Origin of the sequence: Thiomicrorhabdus heinhorstiae, assembly GCF_013391765.2 — a bacterium.
Taxonomy (GTDB): Bacteria; Pseudomonadota; Gammaproteobacteria; order Thiomicrospirales; family Thiomicrospiraceae; genus Thiomicrorhabdus; species Thiomicrorhabdus heinhorstiae.
The window spans coordinates 78,441-99,866 of the sequence record NZ_JACBGI020000001.1 but is presented as its reverse complement, the minus strand read 5'-3'; the positions used below and the strand labels follow the sequence as shown (position 1 = coordinate 99,866).

Sequence of the window (21,426 nt, the reverse complement as noted above, 5' to 3'; positions counted from 1 at the left end):
AGAAGGCTCCTTAGCTGATGACTAAGGTAACGGCAGAAAACTCAGAACTTAACCGTTTTCACACTAAAAGCGGCTATTCTGCCTCGTCGGATAATAAAGCTTTAACGGGCTTAAAACTTCGACGGTAATCGGCAAGCAAACCATGATCGCGGATCGCTTGCAGGTGTTGCGGTGTTGGGTAACCTTTGTGACGGTCAAAGCCGTAATGGGGATAGCGTTCGTGCATCTCAAGCATCTGCCGATCACGATACACCTTTGCCAGAATCGAGGCAGCACTGATTTCAGGGATCTTATCATCCCCTTTGACGATTGCACGGCATTGAAACGCAACGTCCGGACAGCGATTGCCGTCGACATACAGATAATTAAACACATGCTTCGAAGTCAGTCTCTCAATAGCCCTTTTCATGGCAAGCATCGAAGCATGCAAAATATTCAATTGATCAATTTCTTCAGGTGTTGCGACTTCAATTGAATAGGCAATCGCTTGCTGCTTAATTTGCTCGGCTAGAAGCTCACGCTTTTTTTCCGAAAGCTTTTTAGAGTCGCGTAAAGGCAGGTCGCAGCCTGCCGGTAGTATTACCGCTGATGCCACCACATCGCCAACAAGAGGTCCACGACCTACCTCGTCAACACCGATGGTTAAGCCGTCCAGACATGGATAAGGATTCTGTGAGTCCAGATCAAAAAGCGAAATTTGCCTTTCCATTTAAACCAGTTTCGCCCAATCAATCACGGCTTCGGTCGCCAAGTTTGAGGCATCGCAGTTTAATGAATGATACTGTTTTTCAAATGCCTGCAATTGCTTTTCCCGCAACACCGGATCTTCAATCAGACGTTTCAACTCCTGATAAATGGCTCCGGAGGAGGCTTCATCCTGTATCAGTTCGGTAACCAATGTCTCCTGTGCCAATACATTCGGCAGCCCGACCCATTCTGTAGTTGACAAACGCTTCATAATCCAATGGGTGATCGGATGCAATTTAATGGCCAAAACCAGTGGACGACGCATCAAGGCACACTCCAAAGTAGCGGTCCCGGAGGTTACCACAGCCTGATCGCAGGCTTCCAAAGCCAGTTGAGACTGACCGTCAAGAAAATTAATGGCTAATTGAGGCGCACAACTTTGTTTAATTTCCTGCAAACGCAATCTGGCTCTTTCGTGTACACACGGCACCACAAATTGCATCTGCGGGTAATCCGTCTGTAAACGCGCGGCAGCGAGAAAATAAGGTTCGGCCATCTGTTCAATTTCACTCATTCTCGAACCGGGAAGAATTGCGGTTAACGGAGCTGATAAGTCAATTTGCAACTGCGCTTTAGCTTGTGCTTTATCAGGGAATTCAGGTACCTGATTAGCTAGAGGGTGACCGACAAATCTGGATGCAATGCCGTAACGGTCGTAATAAGGTGTTTCAAACGGAAACAAAACCAAAACGCCGTCAACCGCTTGCTTAATCTTAAGCAGACGCTTTTCTCGCCATGCCCACACTGACGGTCCGACATAGTGAACGGTAGGAATTCCCAACGACTTTAAGCGTTTTTCGACGGTGAAATTGAAATCGGGTGCATCAACACCGATAAAAACATCTGGACGAACTTCAGTCAGTCTCTGGATGAGTTGCTTGCGTAAACGAAGCAATTCCGGCAAACGTTTAAGAACCTCAAAAAACCCCATCACCGACAGACGTTCCATCGGAAACCAGGATTTCAGTCCGAGTTGTTGCATTTTAGGGCCGCCAATCCCGATAAAACGGGCTTGGGGAAAGCGTTTTTTGAGGCCGGCCATCAAGTCGGCGCCCAGAGTATCTCCGGACGCCTCGCCGGCAACCATTGCGATTAATGGAGAGGCATTCTCCGGCAGGGATATAAGATCCGAGTTATCGGACGATGCCACGTTTGGACTCTTCCAAGAAATCAATTAAAGGCGTCAGAGTTTGCTTTTCATCATTGATTGAACGCAATTCTTCAATCGAATCGGTCAAACGCTGACCAGAACGATACATACTTCTATAGGCGTTTTTAACCAGACGCAATTGATCGCTGTCAAAACCGCGACGCTTCATCCCTTCCAGATTAATGCCACGCGCCTGCGCCAGATTCCCGGAAACCACAACAAAGTTCGGAACATCCTGATTAATTACACTGCCCATACCGCAAAAGCTATGCGCACCGATTCGGCAGAACTGGTGAACCAGGCTATAGCCACCTAAAATTGCCCAGTCGTCGACAATAACATGTCCGGCTAAAGCAGCTGCATTGGCAAAAATACAGTTATTACCGACGATACAGTCGTGAGCAATATGCACTCCCGCCATAATCCAGTTACCGTTACCTATGACGGTTTTACCGATATCCTGGATCGTGCCACGATTTACGGTGACGTTTTCACGGAAGGTATTATCATCCCCAATGATCAAAAGAGTTGGCTCGTCACGATATTTTTTATCTTGAGGAGCCGCCCCGATACAGCCAAAAGGATAGAAACGATTGTTTTTTCCGATTTGAGTAGGACCTTGAATCACTACGTGAGAGTCCAAGATACATCCTTCTCCTAGAGTAACTTCACCTTCAATCACGCAATAAGGGCCGATTTTAACTCCCTCGGCAATCCGGGCCTTGGGATCGATTACCGCTGTTGAATGAATCAAGAGTTATACCTTTCTTTCCGCACACAAAAGATCGGCCGAAGCAATGATTTTGCCATCGACTTTAGTTGTACATTCGAACTTCCAGATACCGCGTTTGTTACCCAGAGTTTTAACTTCAAAATCCAAACGATCTCCAGGAACAGCAGGTTGACGGAAGCGACAGTTATCTACCGCAGCCAAATAATACATCGAGGTACCGTCCGGTTTAACACCTTGGCTACGAAAGGCTAAAATTCCCGTACATTGAGCCATGGCTTCAATAATCATCACACCAGGCATAATTGGGTTGTTAGGGAAATGTCCCGTAAACTGGGGCTCGTTGAAGGTTACGTTTTTATAGCCTTTTAAGCTTTCACCCTCAACATACTCCGTAACCCGATCAACCAATAAAAACGGATAACGGTGCGGTAAATATTCAAAAATTTCCTTAACTTCCATCATGCTTTACAAATCCAAGTTAATTGTTATGTTTTATCCTTATCCCTATAAGGCGGTATCAATTCTTCAGTCTTGTGAATCTTTTAAAGCCTGCAACTCTTTTTTGAGGGCTTTTAGTTCTTTAAACATCGAATCCAGATTTCTTGCTCTCGCAGCATTTCTTTGCCAGTCTTTGGCGTCTGTCACAGGGAAACCGCTATAAACACCAGGTTTGGTGATATCACTGGTTACACCGGACTTAGCCATAAAATGCACATTATCGCAAACCGTCAGGTGGCCGGCAAAACCAACCTGTCCGGCAACTGTGCAATTCGCACCCACTTTAGTCGTGCCGGCAAAACCGCTTAAGGCTGCAACGGCCACAGACTCACCCAAATAGCAGTTATGTCCGACATGTACCAGATTATCAATAATACAGTTATCATCCAGAACTGTATCTTCTATCGCGCCACGATCAACCGTTGAATTATTTCCGATAGAGACCCGATCACCTAGAATGACCCGCCCTATTTGCGGAATTCGATTCCACTGTTTCCCTTCTCTGGCCCAACCAAATCCTTCTCCGCCGATCGTCGCGCCGGATTTGATGTTGCACTCGTTGCCGATAATGCAATCGTTTTCGATGACGACATTCTTGCCGATGTAACAATTGGCACCGATTTTAGTCCCTTGAGCAATCGAAGTCCCGGCCTGAATATCGCAATCATCACCAATTTCCACTTCGGCTCCAATGACGACATACGGACCTATTCTGAGATTTTTTCCAAGCTTGGCCGTATCATCAATTAAAGCTGTAGGGTGAATTCCTCGCGGAGTTTGAATACGTGGATAGAGATATTGTGCACTCAAAGCGTACACATAGTAGGGGTTTTTAACTGCGATCGTGGCTGTTTTTGACGCCGAAACAAATTGCGGCGCTAAAATCACCGCCGAAGCCCGGGTTGTTTCCAGAGCTGACAAATATTTTTTATCATTAAAAAAGGCCAAGCTGCCAGGTTCAGCCTTATCTAAAGGCGCAACTTGCTGAATTTGAGTGTCAGCATCGCCGTTAAAAGTGAGCTCTATCCCCTTGGACTCTAAAAAACGAACCAGTTCGTTCAGTGTCACGATCCACTCCGTCGACTATTGATTAAACTCGGTACGCTGTTTCTGGCTTAACTCGGAAAGATGTTTTAGCACATCTTCGGTTACATCAATACGCTTGTTGGTATAGGCGATTCCTTCATACAGGATCAAATCGAATCCCTGCTGGCTGCCGATTTTTTTGATTGATTCGTTAACCAGTTTTTGCAATTTGGCTAATTCTTCATTGCGACGCAGATTTAAAAGTTCTTGGACATCATTGCGACGGCGTTGAATTTCTCTGGTTAAAAGGGCGATTTCCCGCTCTTTAGAAATCTTCTGAGCGTCACTCATGACAGTCTTGTTTTTTTGATAATCGTTTTGTAATTTTTCCAGATTAGCCCCAAGCTTTTTCAACTCTGCTTGTTGCGGTGCGAACTCTTTTTCCAGTTTGGCTGTTGCCGATTTAGCCTGCGGAGCTTGCTCCAATAACAGTGCAACATTCACCACTCCCAGCTTCACTGGCTCTTCTGCCGCCATACTTACCGGTGAAGACAAAGCCAGAATCATGGCCAAATAATAATTACGCAGTTTTAACATGAAAAAGCTTCCATATATTTTTTAATAACTTTTTGGATTGTACCCTAAATCCGGTCCCTGAGGACACAAAAGCAGGACAAAAGAAGTAATTTCCCCGGCCTTTGGCCCGGGTTTTAGAAACCGACCCCCAAGGTGAATTGGAATACCTGGGTTCTATCCGTACTGCGGTAGATGACTGGCTGAGCGAAACTGAACGATAGAGGCCCGACCGGAGTAATCCATGACACGCCCAGACCGGTAGAAGCACGCAATTCAGCGCTGTCAAAAGCATCCAAGTCCTTATAGACATTCCCGACGTCAAAGAACCAGCTCAAGCGAATATTACTGGAATCTTCAATGAATGGAACAGGGAAAACCAAACCTGTGGTGGCAACCGTTTTCAAGCCACCTCCTTTCGGGCGATCACTACCGTCAAGAGTCAGATCATAGCGCTCACCAAGTGAGTTCGGTTCAAAGCCGCGAACCGAACCGATACCGCCGACATAGAAGTTCTCATAGAAAGGCAACTCGCTAATATCACCGTAACCGTCTCCGTAAGAAATACCGGCTTTGAATTGTAAGGAAATATTTTCACTCAGCGGATAGAACCAGCTCTGGTCGGCGTAAACTTTATAGAAAGAGGCCTTGGAGGTTCCCGGCAGGACCGCCTCGAAAGAAAGACTGGTTTTCAATCCTTTAGATGGGAAATAGAACGAATTGGTCGAGTTATGAGACCACCCCATACTCAACTGAACCGAATTGGTGCTCTTGCCATATTCACTAACATAATCATGACAATAGGTGAAGCTGTCGGAACAGACCAGATCTTGCGAATCGAGTTTCAAACCGTAATTAATCGAGTTAGTCTCACTTAACGGATAACCCATTGAAAAACGCAAACCGAGGTTGTTGGTGGTGTAATCCGCAATATCCAACTCATCAGCATTGATCTCACGGAAATAGAAACCGGCTCCCAAGCTGACACCATCAGGTGTAAAGTACGGGTTGGTTAGACCGATATCGGCACTCTTTTTCGCATCAGTCGTAGCAATATTCAAATCCAGTTTATTACCGCTACCGATAAAGTTACGCTCTGACAAACCGATATTGAAACCTAACCCGTCAAGCTGCGATAAAGTCACACCGGCGCTGAAAGATCCGGTCGGTTGTTCTTCAACCTTGACAACCAGATCCACTTCATCATCCGAAACACGTTTGCTTTGGATATCACTCGATTTAAAGAAGCCAAGACGAGCCAAGCGCTCTTTGGATTGACGCACCGCTTTCAAGGAATAAGGCGCGCTTTCCAATTGGCGCAATTCACGACGAATAACATCATCACGGGTACGCGTATTACCCTCAATCTCGATACGGCGAATATAGACGCGACTTTTCGGCTCGACCTTGACACTTAGATCAATCGTGCGATTTTCTTTATTCAATTTCGAATCCGGTACCACTTCGGCGAAAGCATACCCTTCTTCACTCAAGCGTTCGCGTAAGTCCTTAACCCCGTCAATAACCGCACTGCGCGAAAATACATCGCCCTTTTTAAAGGTGATCAAACGCTCAACCTCTTCCTGAGGAACAATCGTGTCTCCTAGGAATTGAACGCTATTAATCGTATATTGCGGGCCTTCATCCATATTGATGGTAATAAAGACCTTGGTCTTATCATCTGACAAACTGACCTGACTGGATAGGATCTTAAATTCCGCATAACCGTGATCCATATAATAGGATTTAACGGTCTCGATATCGGCTTCCAACTTCGGTTTTGAGTATTTATCACCGTCACCGAACGTCGCATTTTCACTCATCTGCAGACGAGACTTCAAACGCTTGTCTGAATAGACATGGTTTCCGACCAGATTGATTCGACCAATCGTTGCGGGCTCACCTTCAACAATCTTAATTTTTAAATCGACACGGTTACGCGGTAACTCTTCGGAAATAATCTCAACACTTGCAGCGTAATACCCCTGGTTGTGATAACGACGCTTCAAATCGATAATGATTCTGTCCATATCCAACTGGTTGTAGATGCGCCCTTTTTTCAAACCCAAACTATCCAAAGCGTCTTTCAATGCATCGGAATCGATCAGATTATTCCCTTCCATCTTGATCTCGGCGATCGATGGACGTTCGACCACTTTAATGACCAGAGTACTATCATCTTTCTGAAGGAGAGAAACATCCTTGAAAAAACCGGTTTTATAGAGTCGTTCGATGGTTTCACGCGTCAGGCGACCATCCAAATTCTGCCCTGTGCGAAAAGGAAGGTAAGTACGAATGGTTTCTCCGCTAATACGGTTACCGCCCTCAATTTCAATTTTATCGACTACAAATGCATAACTGATGCTTGGAGCCAGTAATAGTGAAGCTAAAGCAGCAGAAACGGCCGCTTTCTTAAAACGAGCCCCATTAATAGAACGCTTATTTCGATTAACCATGAGATATTCTTATTAAATCATTAAACAGAGCGACAAACGTCAAACTCATTATCACAAAAAGACCGATCATCTGACCGATCTGCATAGCATTCTCGCTTACCGGAGAGCCTTTGACGATTTCGATCAGGTAATATAACAAATGACCACCGTCCAATACAGGGATCGGCAACAAATTTAAGATGCCGACACTTAAACTTAACAAACCCAAAAGACTTAAAAAACTGATCCAACCACTTTGTATGGCCTCGCCAGAGTATTGCGCGATACTGAGCGGCCCGGAAAGATGGCTTAGGCTAATATCGCCAAAAATGACTCTTTGCAGCATTTTAAGGCTCATTTCAAACATCGAACGACTATAGTTCCATGCTTCATTCAAAGAACCCCAAACGCCATAATCCAGATTCTGCACATAAGGCTGCATCGCTTCCTCTGTTACCAGCACGCCGACACCAGCCTGACCGATGGCTTTTCCATCCGCACCTCGGACCGAATTCAGCATAAGTTCATATCGCTGCTCCACACCGGCCCTTTCAATTTTCAAGGTAACTTGCTCGGCCGGACGGGCTTGCACCATCGCAACAAAATCCTGCCAATGTTGAACCGTCGTGCCGTTAAATGCCAAAATTCGATCGCCTTCGCGTAATCCAGCAAGCCCTGCGGGGCTATCCGCCAGTACTCGACCGACAACGGCGGGCATGGCAATGGCGGCAGGTTTTAATCCTAGCATTCCAAACCAAGGCTGTTTTTCTTCATCCAAACTCAGTGAAGCCAACGGAAGATTCAAAAAGAGACTCTTGGCTTGCAGCCCCGTAACCGGATCATACGGCTGTATTGTAATTTGCAAAGCAGTTTCTTGGGCAATTAAAGCCTTGAGTAAAGCTTGATGTAAAGACTTCCACCCCTGAATTGACTCGCCATCGGCTTCAGTAATTTGCCACAAAGGTGAAGAATCCAAATTCTGATTTTGCGCTTCCAGTTCCGCTGCCAAAGGTGAAGACGGCGGAACACTGTTAATCAGGGCTCTGACTTCAACCGGACCGCTCAAAAACATCAGCCAGAAAACGCCCAAAGCCAGAATAAGATTAATTAACGGCCCTGCCGAAACAACGGCTATACGCTTATATACCGATTGGCGATTGAAGGCCCGGGGCAGATCTTCAGCAGCGACATCCCCCTCACGCTCATCCGCAAACTTGACATATCCGCCTAATGGAATAGCGCCAATCTGGTAATCCGTCTCACCAATTCGACGCTGAAAGATCGCCTTGCCGAACCCGACTGAAAAACGCGTAACCTTGATATTAAACCAACGCGCTACTTGGAAGTGCCCCCACTCATGGACGGTCACAATCACACCCATCATCAGAACAAAACCGATTAGAGACCAGAGTACTGACGTCATAAGCTATGCCAAAGACCACATAAGATAGCTAAGAGGAAGCGCAATCAATAAGCTGTCGATACGATCAAGAATACCGCCGTGCCCCGGTAATATCTTGCCACTGTCTTTGATCGATACCTGACGCTTCAAGACACTTTCAAAAAGATCGCCGAACACTGATAAAACGGCAATAAAAGCCAACATAATCGCTGCCGGCAGGGCCGAATAATCACTACCTGCAAACATAGCAGACAGGCTCAGCCAACTGAAAACAAAGGCGACAAGAGCACCGCCGACCACGCCTTCCCAGGTTTTGCCGGGACTGACATGCCGGGCTAGCTTGTGTCTACCAAAGCGTTTACCGCTAAAGTAAGCACCTGTATCCATTGCCCAGACAACAGCCAAGCTGATCAACAGTATCCAAGGCGAAAAATCTTCTCTAAAGAAAACCAGTACATTAGTAAATACCGTGATTGCCAAAACACCACTGAGCAAAATTCCCACATCGATTTTCAGCCCAAAGCGACCGCCGGTAAATTGATAGCGCAACACAACCAATGCAGCCACAGCCAATTCAATCAATCCGAGCATCCACAAATCTTCCTGTTTAAGTAGATTCAGGAAAATAAAACTCAATCCGGTAACAAAAGCGCTGAAGACGCCACGCTGTAATTTTGAAGTCCAGCGACTAAAACCGGCCCACTCCCAAGCTGCCACGGCACCAAGCAACAATGCCAGCAACTCCCATAACCATTCTTCGATAAAGAACAGTGCCAGTAAGGATAACAAGGATAAGACCAGCGCGGTAATGACTCGCTGTTTTAGCATGATTGCACCTGCTCACTGGTTTTGCCGAAACGTCTTTCACGCGAAGAAAAAGATTTAACCGCTTGATCGATAGAGGCTTCGTTGAAATCAGGCCAGAGAGTGTCGGTAAAATAGAATTCGGCGTACGCCATTTGCCAAATCAGGAAATTACTGATTCGTTGCTCGCCGCCGGTACGGATCAGCAGATCCGGCTCCGGCAAGTCCGCCAGACTAATGTGTTTTGAAATATCGACTTCCGTCATATCTGCGATAGTTGACTGCGGATTGTGTTCTTGCCACTGTTTGACGGCATTCGCAATATCCCATCGTCCACCATAATTTGCCGCAATCGTCAGCACCAGGCCGGTATTGTTTTGCGTCATCTCTTCCGCTTTGGCTATGTGCTCCTGAAGAACCGGACTGAATGCACTGCGGTCTCCAATAATACGCAGCTTAACGTTATTATCATTTAGCTTAATAACTTCCTTTTGCAGCGCTTTCAAAAACAACTGCATCAACTTATTCACTTCGTCTTCAGGACGACGCCAGTTTTCAGTACTAAAAGCAAACAGAGTCACAGCCTTTACACCTATGACTGAACAGTGACTCACAACGCGTTTTACTGCATTCAATCCCTTCTGATGACCAACAAATCGAGGCAAAAAACGCTTTTTTGCCCATCGACCATTGCCATCCATGATTATGGCGATGTGTTGCGGAATAGAACGGTCCTGATCTGTTTTCGCCAAAATTAAACCCCATCTAAAAACAAAACGGCCGCAAAGTGCATTGACGCATCAAGCGACTTTGATAGGCCGTTACAACCAAGCGACTCTAAGAAACCACCCGGAATGAAATTCTGTCAATTATGCCGTAATTGCGCACAAATTTCGACTTTAATTTAGCAGCGTAAACCCTTACCGGCACTTCACAGGCCGCTAAAAACAAAAATCCGCGGAACGACTTATCATTCCACGGATTCTTTCGCTCGCTTTTAAACAGCGATTTCGAGCATAAAAAGAACTCAGCCGGAGTTAAACTTCCATCAAGGTGTTTTCTTTCTCGGCCAGAAGATCATCAACCTTCTTAACCATCTCATCGGTAATTTTTTGAATTTGATCCTCCGCGCGACGTGCTTCATCTTCGGTAATCTCTTTATCCTTAAGCAAAGATTTAATATCACCATTCGCATCGCGACGGACGTTGCGAATCGCTACACGCGTCTGCTCAGCTTCGGAGCGAGCAACCTTAGTCAAATCACGTCGACGCTCTTCTGTCAAAGGAGGCATCGGAATACGCATCATGTTACCAACGGTAACTGGATTAATCCCCAGATCCGACATCATAATCGCTTTTTCCACCTTAGCAACCATCGGCTGTTCCCATGGCTGAACCGTTAGAGTTCTGGCATCTTCCACGTTAACATTCGCAACCTGACTGATTGGAACTTCAGAACCATAGTATTCAACCATAACCGCATCCAAAATAGACGGATGAGCACGACCGGTACGAATTTTAGCAAAGTTCGCTTCCAAGTTTTCGATCGACTTCTGCATTCTGCTTTGCGCGTCTTGACGAATTTCATTTAACATATTTTTATTCTCCTGCACTTACCAGAGTGCCTTCATCCTCACCCTGAACAATTCGAATTACCGCTTGATCTTTAAACATATCGAACACGCGAATCGGCATATCATGATCACGACACAGCACGAAAGCGGTCATATCCATAACCTGAAGATTTTTCTGAATCACTTCGTCATAGCTCAACTTCGCGTAGCGGGTTGCCGTTGGATCCTTATTAGGATCCGCAGTGTAAATCCCGTCCACTTTTGTCGCTTTTAAAACAATATCCGCTCCAATCTCGACGCCGCGCAAGGCCGCTGCCGTATCAGTGGTGAAAAACGGACTGCCTGTACCTGCTGCAAACACCAGCACCTCTCCGTCAGACAGCTGTTTTTTTACCGCATTGGCATTAAAACCACTGGAGATTCCTTCAATCGACATAGCCGACAAAACCTGGGATTTCATTCCCATGCTCTCAATCACATCACGCAATGCCAGAGCATTAATGACCGTTGCCATCATTCCCATATGATCGCCAGTCGTTCTTTCGATGCCCGATCCCTGGATTTGCGCACCGCGAAAGATATTGCCGCCACCGACAACAATCCCGACTTCCACCCCTAAGTCGCGCAAAGCTTTTACTTGAGAAACCACATGTTTTAAGGTATTTGCATCCAAGCCAAAATCACCGTCACCCATTAGAGCTTCGCCACTAAACTTTAATAGTATTCTTTTGTACTTTAACGCCATCCTGGTTTCCTCATATTTCAAAGTAATTTTGTAAAAAGACGTCGTTCAAATCGACCCTTTACAAAAACACCTAAAACTAGCAGCAAGTTTGAACCTGCAAAAACCACATACAAAAAAGCCATAGCGACACCTATATAAATACAGATATCCACTATGGCCATTAATCAAGAAATGATTAACCGGTTACAGCTTTAGCTGCCAAAGCAACTTCTTCTGCAAAATTGGTTTCTTCTTTCTCGATACCTTCGCCAACTTCCAGACGGATGAAAGCAGAAACTGTTGCGCCGTTTGACTTCAACAACTTCTCAACCGTTTGATCCGGATCTTTAACGAAAGGTTGACCAACAAGAGTAATGTCTTGCAAGAATTTACGCATACGCCCTTCGATCATCTTCTCGATGATTTCCATTGGCTTGCCTGAAGATTGAGCTTGTTCGATTTGGAACGAGCGCTCTTTCTCGATAACGGTAGGATCCAGCTCGTCAGAAGAAACAGCCTGTGGCTTAACTGCTGCAACGTGCATCGCGATATCACGAGCCAATGCTTCGTCACCACCTTCAAGACTAACGACTACACCAATCTTCTCACCATGTTGATATTGACCGATTTGACCGTTGGTTTCAATCAATTCAACGCGACGGATACCCATGTTTTCACCGATCTTAGCGATCAATTCACGACGGGTTTCATCCACGGTTTTACCGGAAGCCATTGACTGAGCCATGATCGCATCAATGTCAGTAGTGTTGTTCGCAAGAGCGATTGCCGCAATTTCATCAGCGAAGTTTTTGAAATCAGCACCTTTCGCAACGAAGTCTGTTTCACAGTTAACTTCTGCGATCGCAGCCTTTTTCTTATCGTCAGCAATAGCGATAGCGATGACACCTTCAGCAGCAACACGACCGGCTTTCTTATCTGCACCAGCCATACCTTTTTTGCGAAGAAACTCGATGGCCGCTTCCATATCGCCATCGGTTTCATTCAACGCTTTTTTACAATCCATCATACCTGCGCTAGTGATTTCACGCAGTTCTTTTACCATTGCAGCAGTAATTGCCATGTTTAAATTCCTTTGGTTTTGGGTTAGAAACAGGGGATTCGACACCTCACCTTTTGGGCTGGTGCCGAAGAGGTTTGAAATTATTCAGCCGCTTTTTCTTCAGCTTCTACAAAATCATCACCTTCGATCGCAGTCGTGATAGTCGCCTTACCTTCATTGATCGCGTCTGCTGCTGCAGATAGGTACAATTTGATTGCACGAATCGCATCATCGTTACCAGGGATTACATAATCAACACCACGTGGGTCGTTGTTGGTATCAACAACACCGATTACTGGAATACCCAGATTTTTAGCTTCTTGCAAAGCAATTTTTTCATTACCGGTATCGATCACAAAAATGGCATCCGGCATAGCGCGCATATCTTTGATACCGCCCAATGACAACTCAAGCTTCTCTTTTTGACGAGAAAGCATCAACGCTTCTTTTTTAGTGATCTTTTCGAAAGTACCGTCTTGTTCCATTGCTTCAAGCTCTTTCAAACGCTTGATAGACTGTTTGATGGTTTTGAAGTTAGTCAACATACCACCCAACCAACGGTAATCAACATATGGCATACCGCAACGTTGCGCTTCTTCGGCAACCAACTCACGCGCAGCGCGCTTGGTACCAACAAACAAAACCTTACCTTTATTGGCAGCGATGCCGCCCATGTAGTTCAACGCATCATTGAACATAGGAAGGGTTTTTTCCAAGTTTACGATATGAATATTGTTACGCGCGCCGAAAATGTACTCAGACATTTTTGGGTTCCAATAACGAGTTTGGTGTCCGAAGTGAACACCTGCTTCAAGCATTTGACGCATGGTTACTTTAGCCATGAAAAATTCTCCAATTTTGGGTTAAGCCTCCATTTACCCCATAAACCGAACCAAAAAAGTCTCGCAATTTTGGCACCCCGCTTTATGTGTCGGTAAACGTGCGGATTTTCTGTTAAAATTCCTCTCAATCGAAAGGCGCGGCATTTATACCATATTTCTGCCTATTTCACAAATTCCAGACCCGTAAATCTATAAAAAATTAACCAAAAAGAACCTAAAGATGGCCATCAAAATCAAGACACCTGAAGAAATCGAAAAATTGCGCATCGCCGGTCGACTTGCGGCAGAAGTTTTAGAAATGATCGAACCCCACGTTGAAGTCGGTGTTTCAACCGGGGAACTGAACCGCATCATGCACGACCATATGGTCAATAAACAAGGCGTGATTCCGGCAACGCTAAACTATCACGGCTTCCCCGCTTCTAGCTGTATTTCGATAAACCAGGTCGTCTGCCACGGAATTCCGGATGACGGAAAAAAACTCAAAGACGGTGACATCGTCAACATCGACGTTACCGTTATCAAAGACGGTTATCACGGCGATACCAGTCGCATGTTCGAAGTCGGCGATGTCAAACCTTACGCCTCAAGATTGTGTCAGGTTGCACGGGAATGCATGTGGCTGGGAATCGAACAGGTAAAACCCGGGGCCTCACTCTACGATGTCGCTTTAGAAATTCAGAAGCATGCCGAAAAAAACAACTACAGCGTGGTTAGGGAATATTGCGGTCATGGAATCGGCGCCGATTTCCACGAAGAGCCGCAGGTCCTCCATTATGCCGCTCCTGAATTAAAAGACATTGTCCTTAAACCGGGCATGGTCTTCACGATCGAACCGATGATTAATTTGGGTAAAGCCGCCGTTCGCTTGCTTGGCGACAATTGGACGGTCATCACCAAAGACCGAAAATTATCGGCACAGTGGGAACATATGCTGGCGGTAACCGAAGACGGATACGAAATTTTCACTTTACGCCAGGGCGAAGAACCGGTTTTACCAGAATAATACCAGACCGCTAAAAGCCAATAACTACAAAGCAATCCGAGACCTTTTGTTAAATGAATTCAAACAATCGCCCATCACTGCCTAAATTTATTAATGCACTAAACGATTCGGAGTTATGTGACCGCGAAAAAAGTGCAGCCGGCAGAGAGGTCTTGAAGCGCTTTATCGACTATCAATTCCATCAATATGACGAAGGCGCGCCTGTTGCCGATTTAATCAAGGAACGCGCAACTTTCGTTGATCAGTTACTGAAAAAAATCTGGCACAGTTTCATCTGTAACGAAAACGCGGTTCTGGTTGCCGTCGGTGGTTACGGACGCGGGGAATTGCATCCCTATTCAGACATCGACCTGCTGATTCTTTGTGAAGATCCGAACCGTAACCAGACACCTATTTCAAATTTCATCACTTTTTTATGGGATATCGGCTTTGATGTAGGACACTCGATCCTCAGCATCGAAGAGTGTGTTGAAGAAGGCTCTCAGGACGTTACGGTTGCCACCAATCTGCTGGAAGCCCGCTGGATTACCGGTGATTACAGCCGCTTTCAGGCCTTGCAGGGCATCTGGAGACGCGAAGATTTCTGGGATAACAAAGACTTCTTCCAAGCCAAGTATGAAGAACAATTAGCCCGTCACAAGCGGTTTAACGACACCATTTATCAGCTGGAACCGAATATCAAGGAAAGTCCGGGTGGTCTGCGGGATATCCAGATGATCTACTGGGTAGCCAAACGTAAATTTCGGGCAAAATCGATCAACGAGCTGGTACAGCGCAACTTTCTGACTACCGAAGAATATTTGGAAATCGAAGCGGCAAACAAATACCTGAACCGCGTCCGATTTGCCCTTCAACGTTTGAAAAAACGTCGCGAAGACCGCCTCTTATTCGAACACCAGCAATCCATTTCCGAAAGCTTCGGTTACGTAGACAGTCCGGACAAAATGGCCGTCGAACAGTTTATGAGCGGTTATTACCGGAATGTTCAGAATGTCGTCAAATTGAACGAAATTCTCCTGCAACACTTCCGGGAAGAGTTTTTTGAGGAACATCTTCCGGTTATGAAGCCGATCAACAGCCGTTTTTGCTTGATAAACAATTATCTGGACATTGTGCATCCGCAAGTATTTTCGGATAATCCGACCGCCATACTCGAAGTGTTTATCGTTCTCGAGAGCCTGCCGGAAGTTCAAGGACTGCGCTCGAATGCAATCCGCTCCATTCGCGATCACCTGCACCTGATTAACGATGAATTCCGCCGCGATCCGATCAACAAAGCGCTCTTCATGGAGATTTTCCGCCAACCGAAAGGAATCAACGCCGCCGTTAAACGCATGCACGGTTACGGTATTCTCAGCGCCTATTTACCGGTTTTCAAAAAGATTTCCGGTTTAATGCAGTTTAATATCTTTCACGCCTACACCGTTGATGATCATACTATTTTGGTTATTCGCAACCTCAGACGTTTCTTTGTAGACGACTTCTCCTACGAATTCCCGACCGCCCACCAGATTGCCAAAACAATTTGTCGCCCCGAACTGCTGTTTTTAGCCGGTATGTTTCACGACATTGCCAAAGGACGTAAAGGCGATCACGAAATCCTCGGAGCCGCCGATGCACTGGAGTTTGCGCAAAATCATAATCTTTCGGAAAAGGACGCCAACCTGATCAGCTGGCTGGTTCGCTATCATCTTGAATTCTCTCATGTCGCTCAGAAAAAAGACCTCAGTGACCCGAAAGTTATTAATAAATTTGCGGAATTAATGCAGGATCAGGAACATTTGGACTATCTGTACCTGCTAACCGTTGCCGACGTCTGCGCGACGTCAAACGAAGTATGGAACGACTGGAAAAATTCGCTGTTTTTAGAACTTTACAACGAAACGTCAAATCGCCTTGCTCAGCAATCGGATGCACCGAAAAGCAAAGCGAAAAAAGCCCTGGTAACCCAAGAAAAAGCCAAAGAGATGCTTACCAAAAAGTCGCTTGGTGCCGAAAAATACCAGAAACTTTGGGACAGCTTAAGCGAAAGCGAGTTTTTCAGCCGACAGTCGGCTGCCGATGTGGCGCGTATTACTGAAAAACTCTATTCACTGGATAAAAACGCAACGCATATTTTTGTGCGCAGCCAATCGGCCCGCGGTGCCTCGGAATTAATGATCTATATGCCGGACAGGGATTTCCTGTTCGCCTATATTGCCAATGCGCTTGACCATCTTGGTCTGGATGTCATGGAAGCTCAAATCTTCAGCACCAGTGACAGCATGACATTGGTATTGATGTACTTTCTGGATAGAGAAGCTCACCAACGCATTGATTCACGAACCGAAGAGACCGTTTGCGATACCATTCGTGATCAATTGAACCATGACGATCTTCTGCCTGTAATGGGCTCGGCACGTTTGACTCGACGTATGCGCTGTTTTGAAACACCAACGGAAATCCTGTTCAATCACCTGAACGAGAAACGCAGCGAATTGATCATTAATACCAAGGATGTCCCCGGCTTGCTTTCACGTATCGGTCAGGCCTTAATGAAATGCAATATCCGTTTGCATGATGCAAAAATCATGACAGTCGGAGAAAAAGCCGAAGATGTTTTCATTATCAGTGATACTGATGAACTAGCAATCGATGATCCGGAATTAAAACAAAGACTTACCCATACATTGGCCGAATCAATCGAAAATTAAAACAGCCAGAGTGCACTCTGCGTATCTCTAACAGTCGGTCAATTTCGATATTCGAACAACTCAATGGCGTTTTGATCAAGATCCCGGAAAAACAGCGCTTGGCGACCGGATTTACTGCGAGTAAAAGCAATCCCTTTCGTCGTTAACCGGTCAGCAAATTCTTCGATAGAACTCACTCTTAAAGCCAGATGTTGATCTCGGCCTCCGTGTTGCGGTTTTTCAATAGTGGCATAAGGATTCGACAATTGCATTAAATGCACGCTCTGTCCCCCGCCAAGATCGAGCCAGTAGCCGGGAAACGCCAATTCAGGCCTTTGCAGCAGACTTACCTGCAAAATGTCCTGATAAAAATCCAAGGCTCTATCGGCGTCGGCAACCAGCACACTAACATGATCTAAACCAAGTACTTTAGACATAGGACAACTCCTGAAGGAGAGGGAATACATAAGCCATCTCTGATCAGAGATGGAAAAGAAGACAGTTACTCGGCCAGCAATGCCGAGTAACCAAACACGATATTTAAGTTTGAGCCAATCAGAACGATTTTCTCAACTTAAAACTAATCGTTGCTATGAAGCACACTATTCAAACCACCCCACAGAGTCCCGTCGGTCATGATCGCTTGAACTTTACCGTTCTGGCTATGACGGCGGAACAACAGTTTGGACTGGCCGGAAAGGTCACGTGCAGACACGATCGAACCGTCCGGCATTTCAACCTTGGTTCCCGCAGTCAAATACAGTCCGGATTCCACGATACAGTCATCACCCAGTGAAATACCCAAACCGGCGTTCGCACCCAACAAGTTACGCTGTCCCATGGAAATAACCTGCTTACCGCCTCCGGACAAAGTACCCATAATAGAAGCGCCCCCACCAATATCAGTGTGATCATCCACCACAACACCGGCAGAGATACGACCTTCGACCATCGATTGTCCAAGTGTACCAGCATTAAAGTTCACGAAACCTTCGTGCATAATGGTTGTCCCCGGAGCCAAATGTGCACCTAAACGTACACGATCCGCATCACCGATACGCACACCTTCCGGAACAACATAATCAACCATACGCGGGAATTTATCGATTGAAGTAATCATCAATTGAATCGGCTCTTCCGCAATGGCTTCACGCAGATTTTCTACTTCAGAAGGCAGAACCGGACCGGCACTGGTCCAGGCAACGTTAGTCAATAAACCAAATACACCATCAAGATTAATTTCATGCGGCTTGTAAGCGCATTCAGATAGCAAATGCAGACGCAGGTACGCATCTTCAGCTGATTGCGGAGCATCATCGACGGAAGCAATTTCTACAGTCACAAAATCACTTTTGATGATACCGGCCTTCAGAGCCAAACAGTTGCGGGCAATTTCTTTGTTGGAACGAGGGAACCACACATCCAAGGTTGCGCCGGTTTTCGCATCGCTGTAACGGTGTCCAATTCGCTTGATGGTCATAATTCTATTCTCTTTGAAAAGGTTAAAAACAAATAAACAGTGAAGTATACCTTCTTGCATGGAGAGATACAAAATTCCCCCGCTTCAATACATGAAACTCGCCACTGTTTTTTTATAAAAATTTAAAGTTTGGTGGTAGCTGAGACAGCGGGTATTTCTTGAAAATGTGGCTTTTAAATTTGTAGACCCAGAACAGGAAATTCTAATAAATTCCTAATGACTTCGACGATATTCAATGAGAAAGTTATGCATTTCTTCGGCCGGGATCGGCTTGCTAAAGAAGTAACCTTGAAAATTTGAGCAGCCCAATTGGCTGAGAAAATCGACTTGCTGCAAATTTTCCGCACCCTCAGCAATGATGTCTAGATTGAGGCTTTGCGCCAGCGCGATAATCGCTCGGACAATCGCTTCATCTTCTTTATCAAACGGCAAACCGTCGACAAAGGATTTATCGATTTTCAATTTGGAAATCGGCAGTTTTTTCAGATAAGAAAGAGATGAATAACCGGTACCGAAATCATCCAGGGATAATTTAACACCCAGACTTTCTACCTGCTTTAACACATTGATCGCTTGTGAAGGATTATCCATCAGTTCACCTTCGGTGACCTCAAGTTCAATGCAGGAGGCCGAAAAGCCCCCTTGCTCGATAAGGCCACTTAAATAACTGACAAAATCTTCGCGGATCAACTGCTTCATATTTAAATTGATCGACAAATGCCCCGGGTCAAGGCCTTCGTCAATCCATGCCGCAAATTCCTTGAAGGCTTTTTTCATGACATAGCGATCAAGATCGATAATGCTGCCGGTCGCGATCGCCAGCGGAATAAAGCGCCCTGGTGTGATAAAGCCAAGGCTCGGACTATTCCACCTGACCAAAGCCTCCATACCGATAATTTGCTGAGTGGAACTGTTTATCTGTGGCTGATAGTAGACGATAAATTCCTCGTTTTGAATTCCGGAACGGATATTGGCTTCCATATTCAGGCGTTCGAAGGCTTCTTCGGTCATCTCCTTGGAATAGTACTGAAAGTTATTACGCCCCAAATTTTTGGCACGATACATGGCTGCATCGGCATTTTTGAGCATATCGGTTGGAGTCTCGCCATTGTCGGGGTAGATACTGATACCGATACTGCAGCTAAGATGTAATTCATGATGATCTACCCTAACCGGCTGACGGAAGTTTTCAATCACTCTATCGGCAATATGGGACGCACTCTGCTCGTCCGGAAGATCGTCCATCAAAATCGTAAACTCGTCGCCTCCAAGGCGAGCTATGGTATCACCGCCGCGAATGAGGTGCTGCAGACGCTTGGCAATCGACTGAATAACCTTATCGCCGATATTATGTCCGAGAGAGTCGTTAATCTCTTTAAAGTAGTCGAGGTCGATAAAGAGGACTGCCAGCTTTTCGCCGTTACGTTGCGCCTGCTTAATACTATGCATCAATCGATCGTTAAACAGGCTTCGATTAGCCAGATTGGTCAAAGTATCGTGATTCGCCAGGTACTGGTGAAGATCCTTCTGTTTTTTCAGCTCTTCCTGTTGCTGAATGAGTTTTGACATATCCGTGTTAAAGCCGACAAATCGCACCGGATTCCCTTCATCGTCAAATATCGCTTTACCGCGCGAGGTTATCCATAACCATTGACCGGACTTGGTACGCATGCGGAACGTATTCTCATACACACCCTGACCTTTACTCTCCAGATAACGTTTAATTTCATACTGAGCTTTGTCGACATCATCCGGATGGATCATTTTTAGCCACTCTTCAAGAGTGTCAGGCATATCTTTACTTTGATAACCCAACATCGCTTCATACTGTTCCGAAACGTAGATTTTTCCTTCCTTGGCATTCCAGTCCCACAACCCGTCTCGAGTGCCATCGATCGCAAGCTGAAAACGCTCTTTAGCCGCCCGCAAGGCATCGCTTTTATCCATGAGCTGCTGCCTCGAAACCCGGGTTGCTTTGATCATATGGTTAATCGTCTGGCTCAGTACCCGTATCTCGTTAGGCCCTTTTATCGGTGCATATTCCAGCGGCAACCCTTCCGAATCACGCTGCGTGATCGCTTCGATAATATTCGTTAAGGGTTCGAGAAGGTGTAAACGCATCATTAAAAACAGCGTCGCCACCAGCAAGGCCGAGATCGCGAAAGTAGCCAGCAAATTTCTGTATATCAGATTATCCAGACGCTGGTGAAATTCGTGATCAGAGACTACTACGATTATCTTGCCGATTGACTGGCCAAGATTATTAACCAGCTCTTTTTCCGAAGTAAAATAGGCGTTTTGTAATTGCTCTCTTTGCAGAGAATCCTCCGGATCATAATCGACGACTTGCCAATTTTCGTCACGGATTTTTCCCTTTACATACACCTTCTTTCCAAGAATAGCCCCCATGTTTTTATCTTCGACAATCATCGCAAACAGGTGGCGATACTTAACCTCACTACCGATAAACTTGCTGTATTCGTTCACCGAGTAGGACGAGATCAAATCCTCGATATGCTCTTCTATGGTCAGCAAAGTATCCTGAACATTCGCTTTAATTTCCTGATCTATCCTCTGTTTTTCACCATGGTATGAAAGGAAAGTGGAAACCGACATAATCGCCAATACAGACAATACGATGATCATCCCTGCGATAACATAAATAGAATTGATTGGTTTGCGAATAGTTTTAAACATAAA

19 protein-coding genes are annotated in these 21,426 nt (G+C 45.6%); 2 read left to right on the top strand and 17 right to left on the bottom strand.

Translation table 11 applies throughout. The annotated features are described in order from the left end of the window. Nucleotides 1-73: 73 nt before the first annotated feature. The 14 genes from rnhB to rpsB form a co-directional block, all read right to left on the bottom strand. Nucleotides 74-709, bottom strand: coding sequence for a ribonuclease HII (rnhB, locus tag H8792_RS00545; RefSeq protein WP_194947189.1), 636 nt, complete (start codon nucleotides 707-709; stop codon nucleotides 74-76). Continuing rightward, nucleotides 710-1,897 (bottom strand): lipid-A-disaccharide synthase, encoded by a 1,188-nt coding sequence (gene lpxB / locus H8792_RS00540; protein ID WP_324187579.1) that lies wholly within the window; start codon nucleotides 1,895-1,897, stop codon nucleotides 710-712. Then, nucleotides 1,881-2,651 carry an acyl-ACP--UDP-N-acetylglucosamine O-acyltransferase gene (lpxA, locus tag H8792_RS00535; protein ID WP_194947188.1) on the bottom strand — a complete coding sequence of 257 codons (771 nt, stop codon included), beginning with the start codon at nucleotides 2,649-2,651 and terminating at the stop codon, nucleotides 1,881-1,883. Before lpxA ends, lpxB begins: the two co-directional genes overlap by 17 nt. Nucleotides 2,652-2,654: 3 nt before the next feature. Continuing rightward, on the bottom strand, nucleotides 2,655-3,092 hold the full coding sequence (fabZ, locus tag H8792_RS00530) for a 3-hydroxyacyl-ACP dehydratase FabZ (RefSeq protein WP_194947187.1): 438 nt from the start codon (nucleotides 3,090-3,092) through the stop codon (nucleotides 2,655-2,657). Between the two features lie 63 nt (nucleotides 3,093-3,155). Next, nucleotides 3,156-4,196: a UDP-3-O-(3-hydroxymyristoyl)glucosamine N-acyltransferase gene (gene lpxD, locus H8792_RS00525; RefSeq protein WP_194947186.1), complete on the bottom strand. Its 1,041-nt coding sequence runs from the start codon at nucleotides 4,194-4,196 to the stop codon at nucleotides 3,156-3,158. Nucleotides 4,197-4,211: 15 nt separating this feature from the next. Then, nucleotides 4,212-4,751, bottom strand: a complete 540-nt coding sequence (locus H8792_RS00520; RefSeq protein ID WP_194947185.1) for an OmpH family outer membrane protein — start codon at nucleotides 4,749-4,751, stop codon at nucleotides 4,212-4,214. 113 nt (nucleotides 4,752-4,864) lie between these two features. Further along, nucleotides 4,865-7,183: an outer membrane protein assembly factor BamA gene (bamA, locus tag H8792_RS00515; protein ID WP_194947184.1), complete on the bottom strand. Its 2,319-nt coding sequence runs from the start codon at nucleotides 7,181-7,183 to the stop codon at nucleotides 4,865-4,867. Then, on the bottom strand, nucleotides 7,176-8,585 hold the full coding sequence (rseP, locus tag H8792_RS00510) for an RIP metalloprotease RseP (RefSeq protein WP_194947183.1): 1,410 nt from the start codon (nucleotides 8,583-8,585) through the stop codon (nucleotides 7,176-7,178). The genes bamA and rseP overlap by 8 nt, the downstream gene beginning before the upstream one ends. A gap of 3 nt (nucleotides 8,586-8,588) precedes the next feature. Beyond that, on the bottom strand, nucleotides 8,589-9,392 hold the full coding sequence (locus tag H8792_RS00505) for a phosphatidate cytidylyltransferase (protein WP_194947182.1): 804 nt from the start codon (nucleotides 9,390-9,392) through the stop codon (nucleotides 8,589-8,591). Then, nucleotides 9,386-10,120, bottom strand: a complete 735-nt coding sequence (locus H8792_RS00500) for an isoprenyl transferase (RefSeq protein WP_267463287.1) — start codon at nucleotides 10,118-10,120, stop codon at nucleotides 9,386-9,388. The genes H8792_RS00505 and H8792_RS00500 overlap by 7 nt, the downstream gene beginning before the upstream one ends. 285 nt (nucleotides 10,121-10,405) lie before the next feature. Beyond that, a complete protein-coding gene (gene frr / locus H8792_RS00495) occupies nucleotides 10,406-10,963 on the bottom strand; it encodes a ribosome recycling factor (RefSeq protein WP_194947181.1) in 558 nt (185 codons plus the stop codon). Nucleotides 10,964-10,967: 4 nt separating this feature from the next. Then, nucleotides 10,968-11,687 carry a UMP kinase gene (gene pyrH, locus H8792_RS00490; RefSeq protein WP_194947180.1) on the bottom strand — a complete coding sequence of 240 codons (720 nt, stop codon included), beginning with the start codon at nucleotides 11,685-11,687 and terminating at the stop codon, nucleotides 10,968-10,970. 175 nt (nucleotides 11,688-11,862) lie between these two features. Further along, nucleotides 11,863-12,747: a translation elongation factor Ts gene (gene tsf, locus H8792_RS00485; RefSeq protein ID WP_194947179.1), complete on the bottom strand. Its 885-nt coding sequence runs from the start codon at nucleotides 12,745-12,747 to the stop codon at nucleotides 11,863-11,865. 80 nt (nucleotides 12,748-12,827) lie between these two features. Further along, entirely contained in the window at nucleotides 12,828-13,568 is a 741-nt protein-coding gene (gene rpsB, locus H8792_RS00480; protein ID WP_194947178.1) for a 30S ribosomal protein S2, read from the bottom strand. Between the two features lie 220 nt (nucleotides 13,569-13,788). Between rpsB and map the strand changes: the two genes are divergently transcribed. Both map and glnD read left to right on the top strand, forming a co-directional pair. Next, nucleotides 13,789-14,574 (top strand): type I methionyl aminopeptidase, encoded by a 786-nt coding sequence (gene map / locus H8792_RS00475; protein ID WP_194947177.1) that lies wholly within the window; start codon nucleotides 13,789-13,791, stop codon nucleotides 14,572-14,574. 53 nt (nucleotides 14,575-14,627) lie between these two features. Beyond that, nucleotides 14,628-17,267: a [protein-PII] uridylyltransferase gene (gene glnD, locus H8792_RS00470; RefSeq protein ID WP_194947176.1), complete on the top strand. Its 2,640-nt coding sequence runs from the start codon at nucleotides 14,628-14,630 to the stop codon at nucleotides 17,265-17,267. Nucleotides 17,268-17,305: 38 nt separating this feature from the next. On the opposite strand, the gene H8792_RS00465 is transcribed toward glnD, so the two are convergent. The 3 genes from H8792_RS00465 to H8792_RS00455 all read right to left on the bottom strand — a co-directional run bounded on the left by H8792_RS00465 (nucleotide 17,306) and on the right by H8792_RS00455 (nucleotide 21,423). Continuing rightward, nucleotides 17,306-17,683, bottom strand: a complete 378-nt coding sequence (locus H8792_RS00465; protein ID WP_194947175.1) for a VOC family protein — start codon at nucleotides 17,681-17,683, stop codon at nucleotides 17,306-17,308. A 143-nt stretch (nucleotides 17,684-17,826) separates the two neighbouring features. Continuing rightward, on the bottom strand, nucleotides 17,827-18,726 hold the full coding sequence (locus H8792_RS00460) for a DapH/DapD/GlmU-related protein (protein ID WP_194947174.1): 900 nt from the start codon (nucleotides 18,724-18,726) through the stop codon (nucleotides 17,827-17,829). A 213-nt stretch (nucleotides 18,727-18,939) separates the two neighbouring features. Then, a complete protein-coding gene (locus H8792_RS00455; RefSeq protein ID WP_194947173.1) occupies nucleotides 18,940-21,423 on the bottom strand; it encodes a GGDEF domain-containing phosphodiesterase in 2,484 nt (827 codons plus the stop codon). Nucleotides 21,424-21,426: the final 3 nt, after the last annotated feature.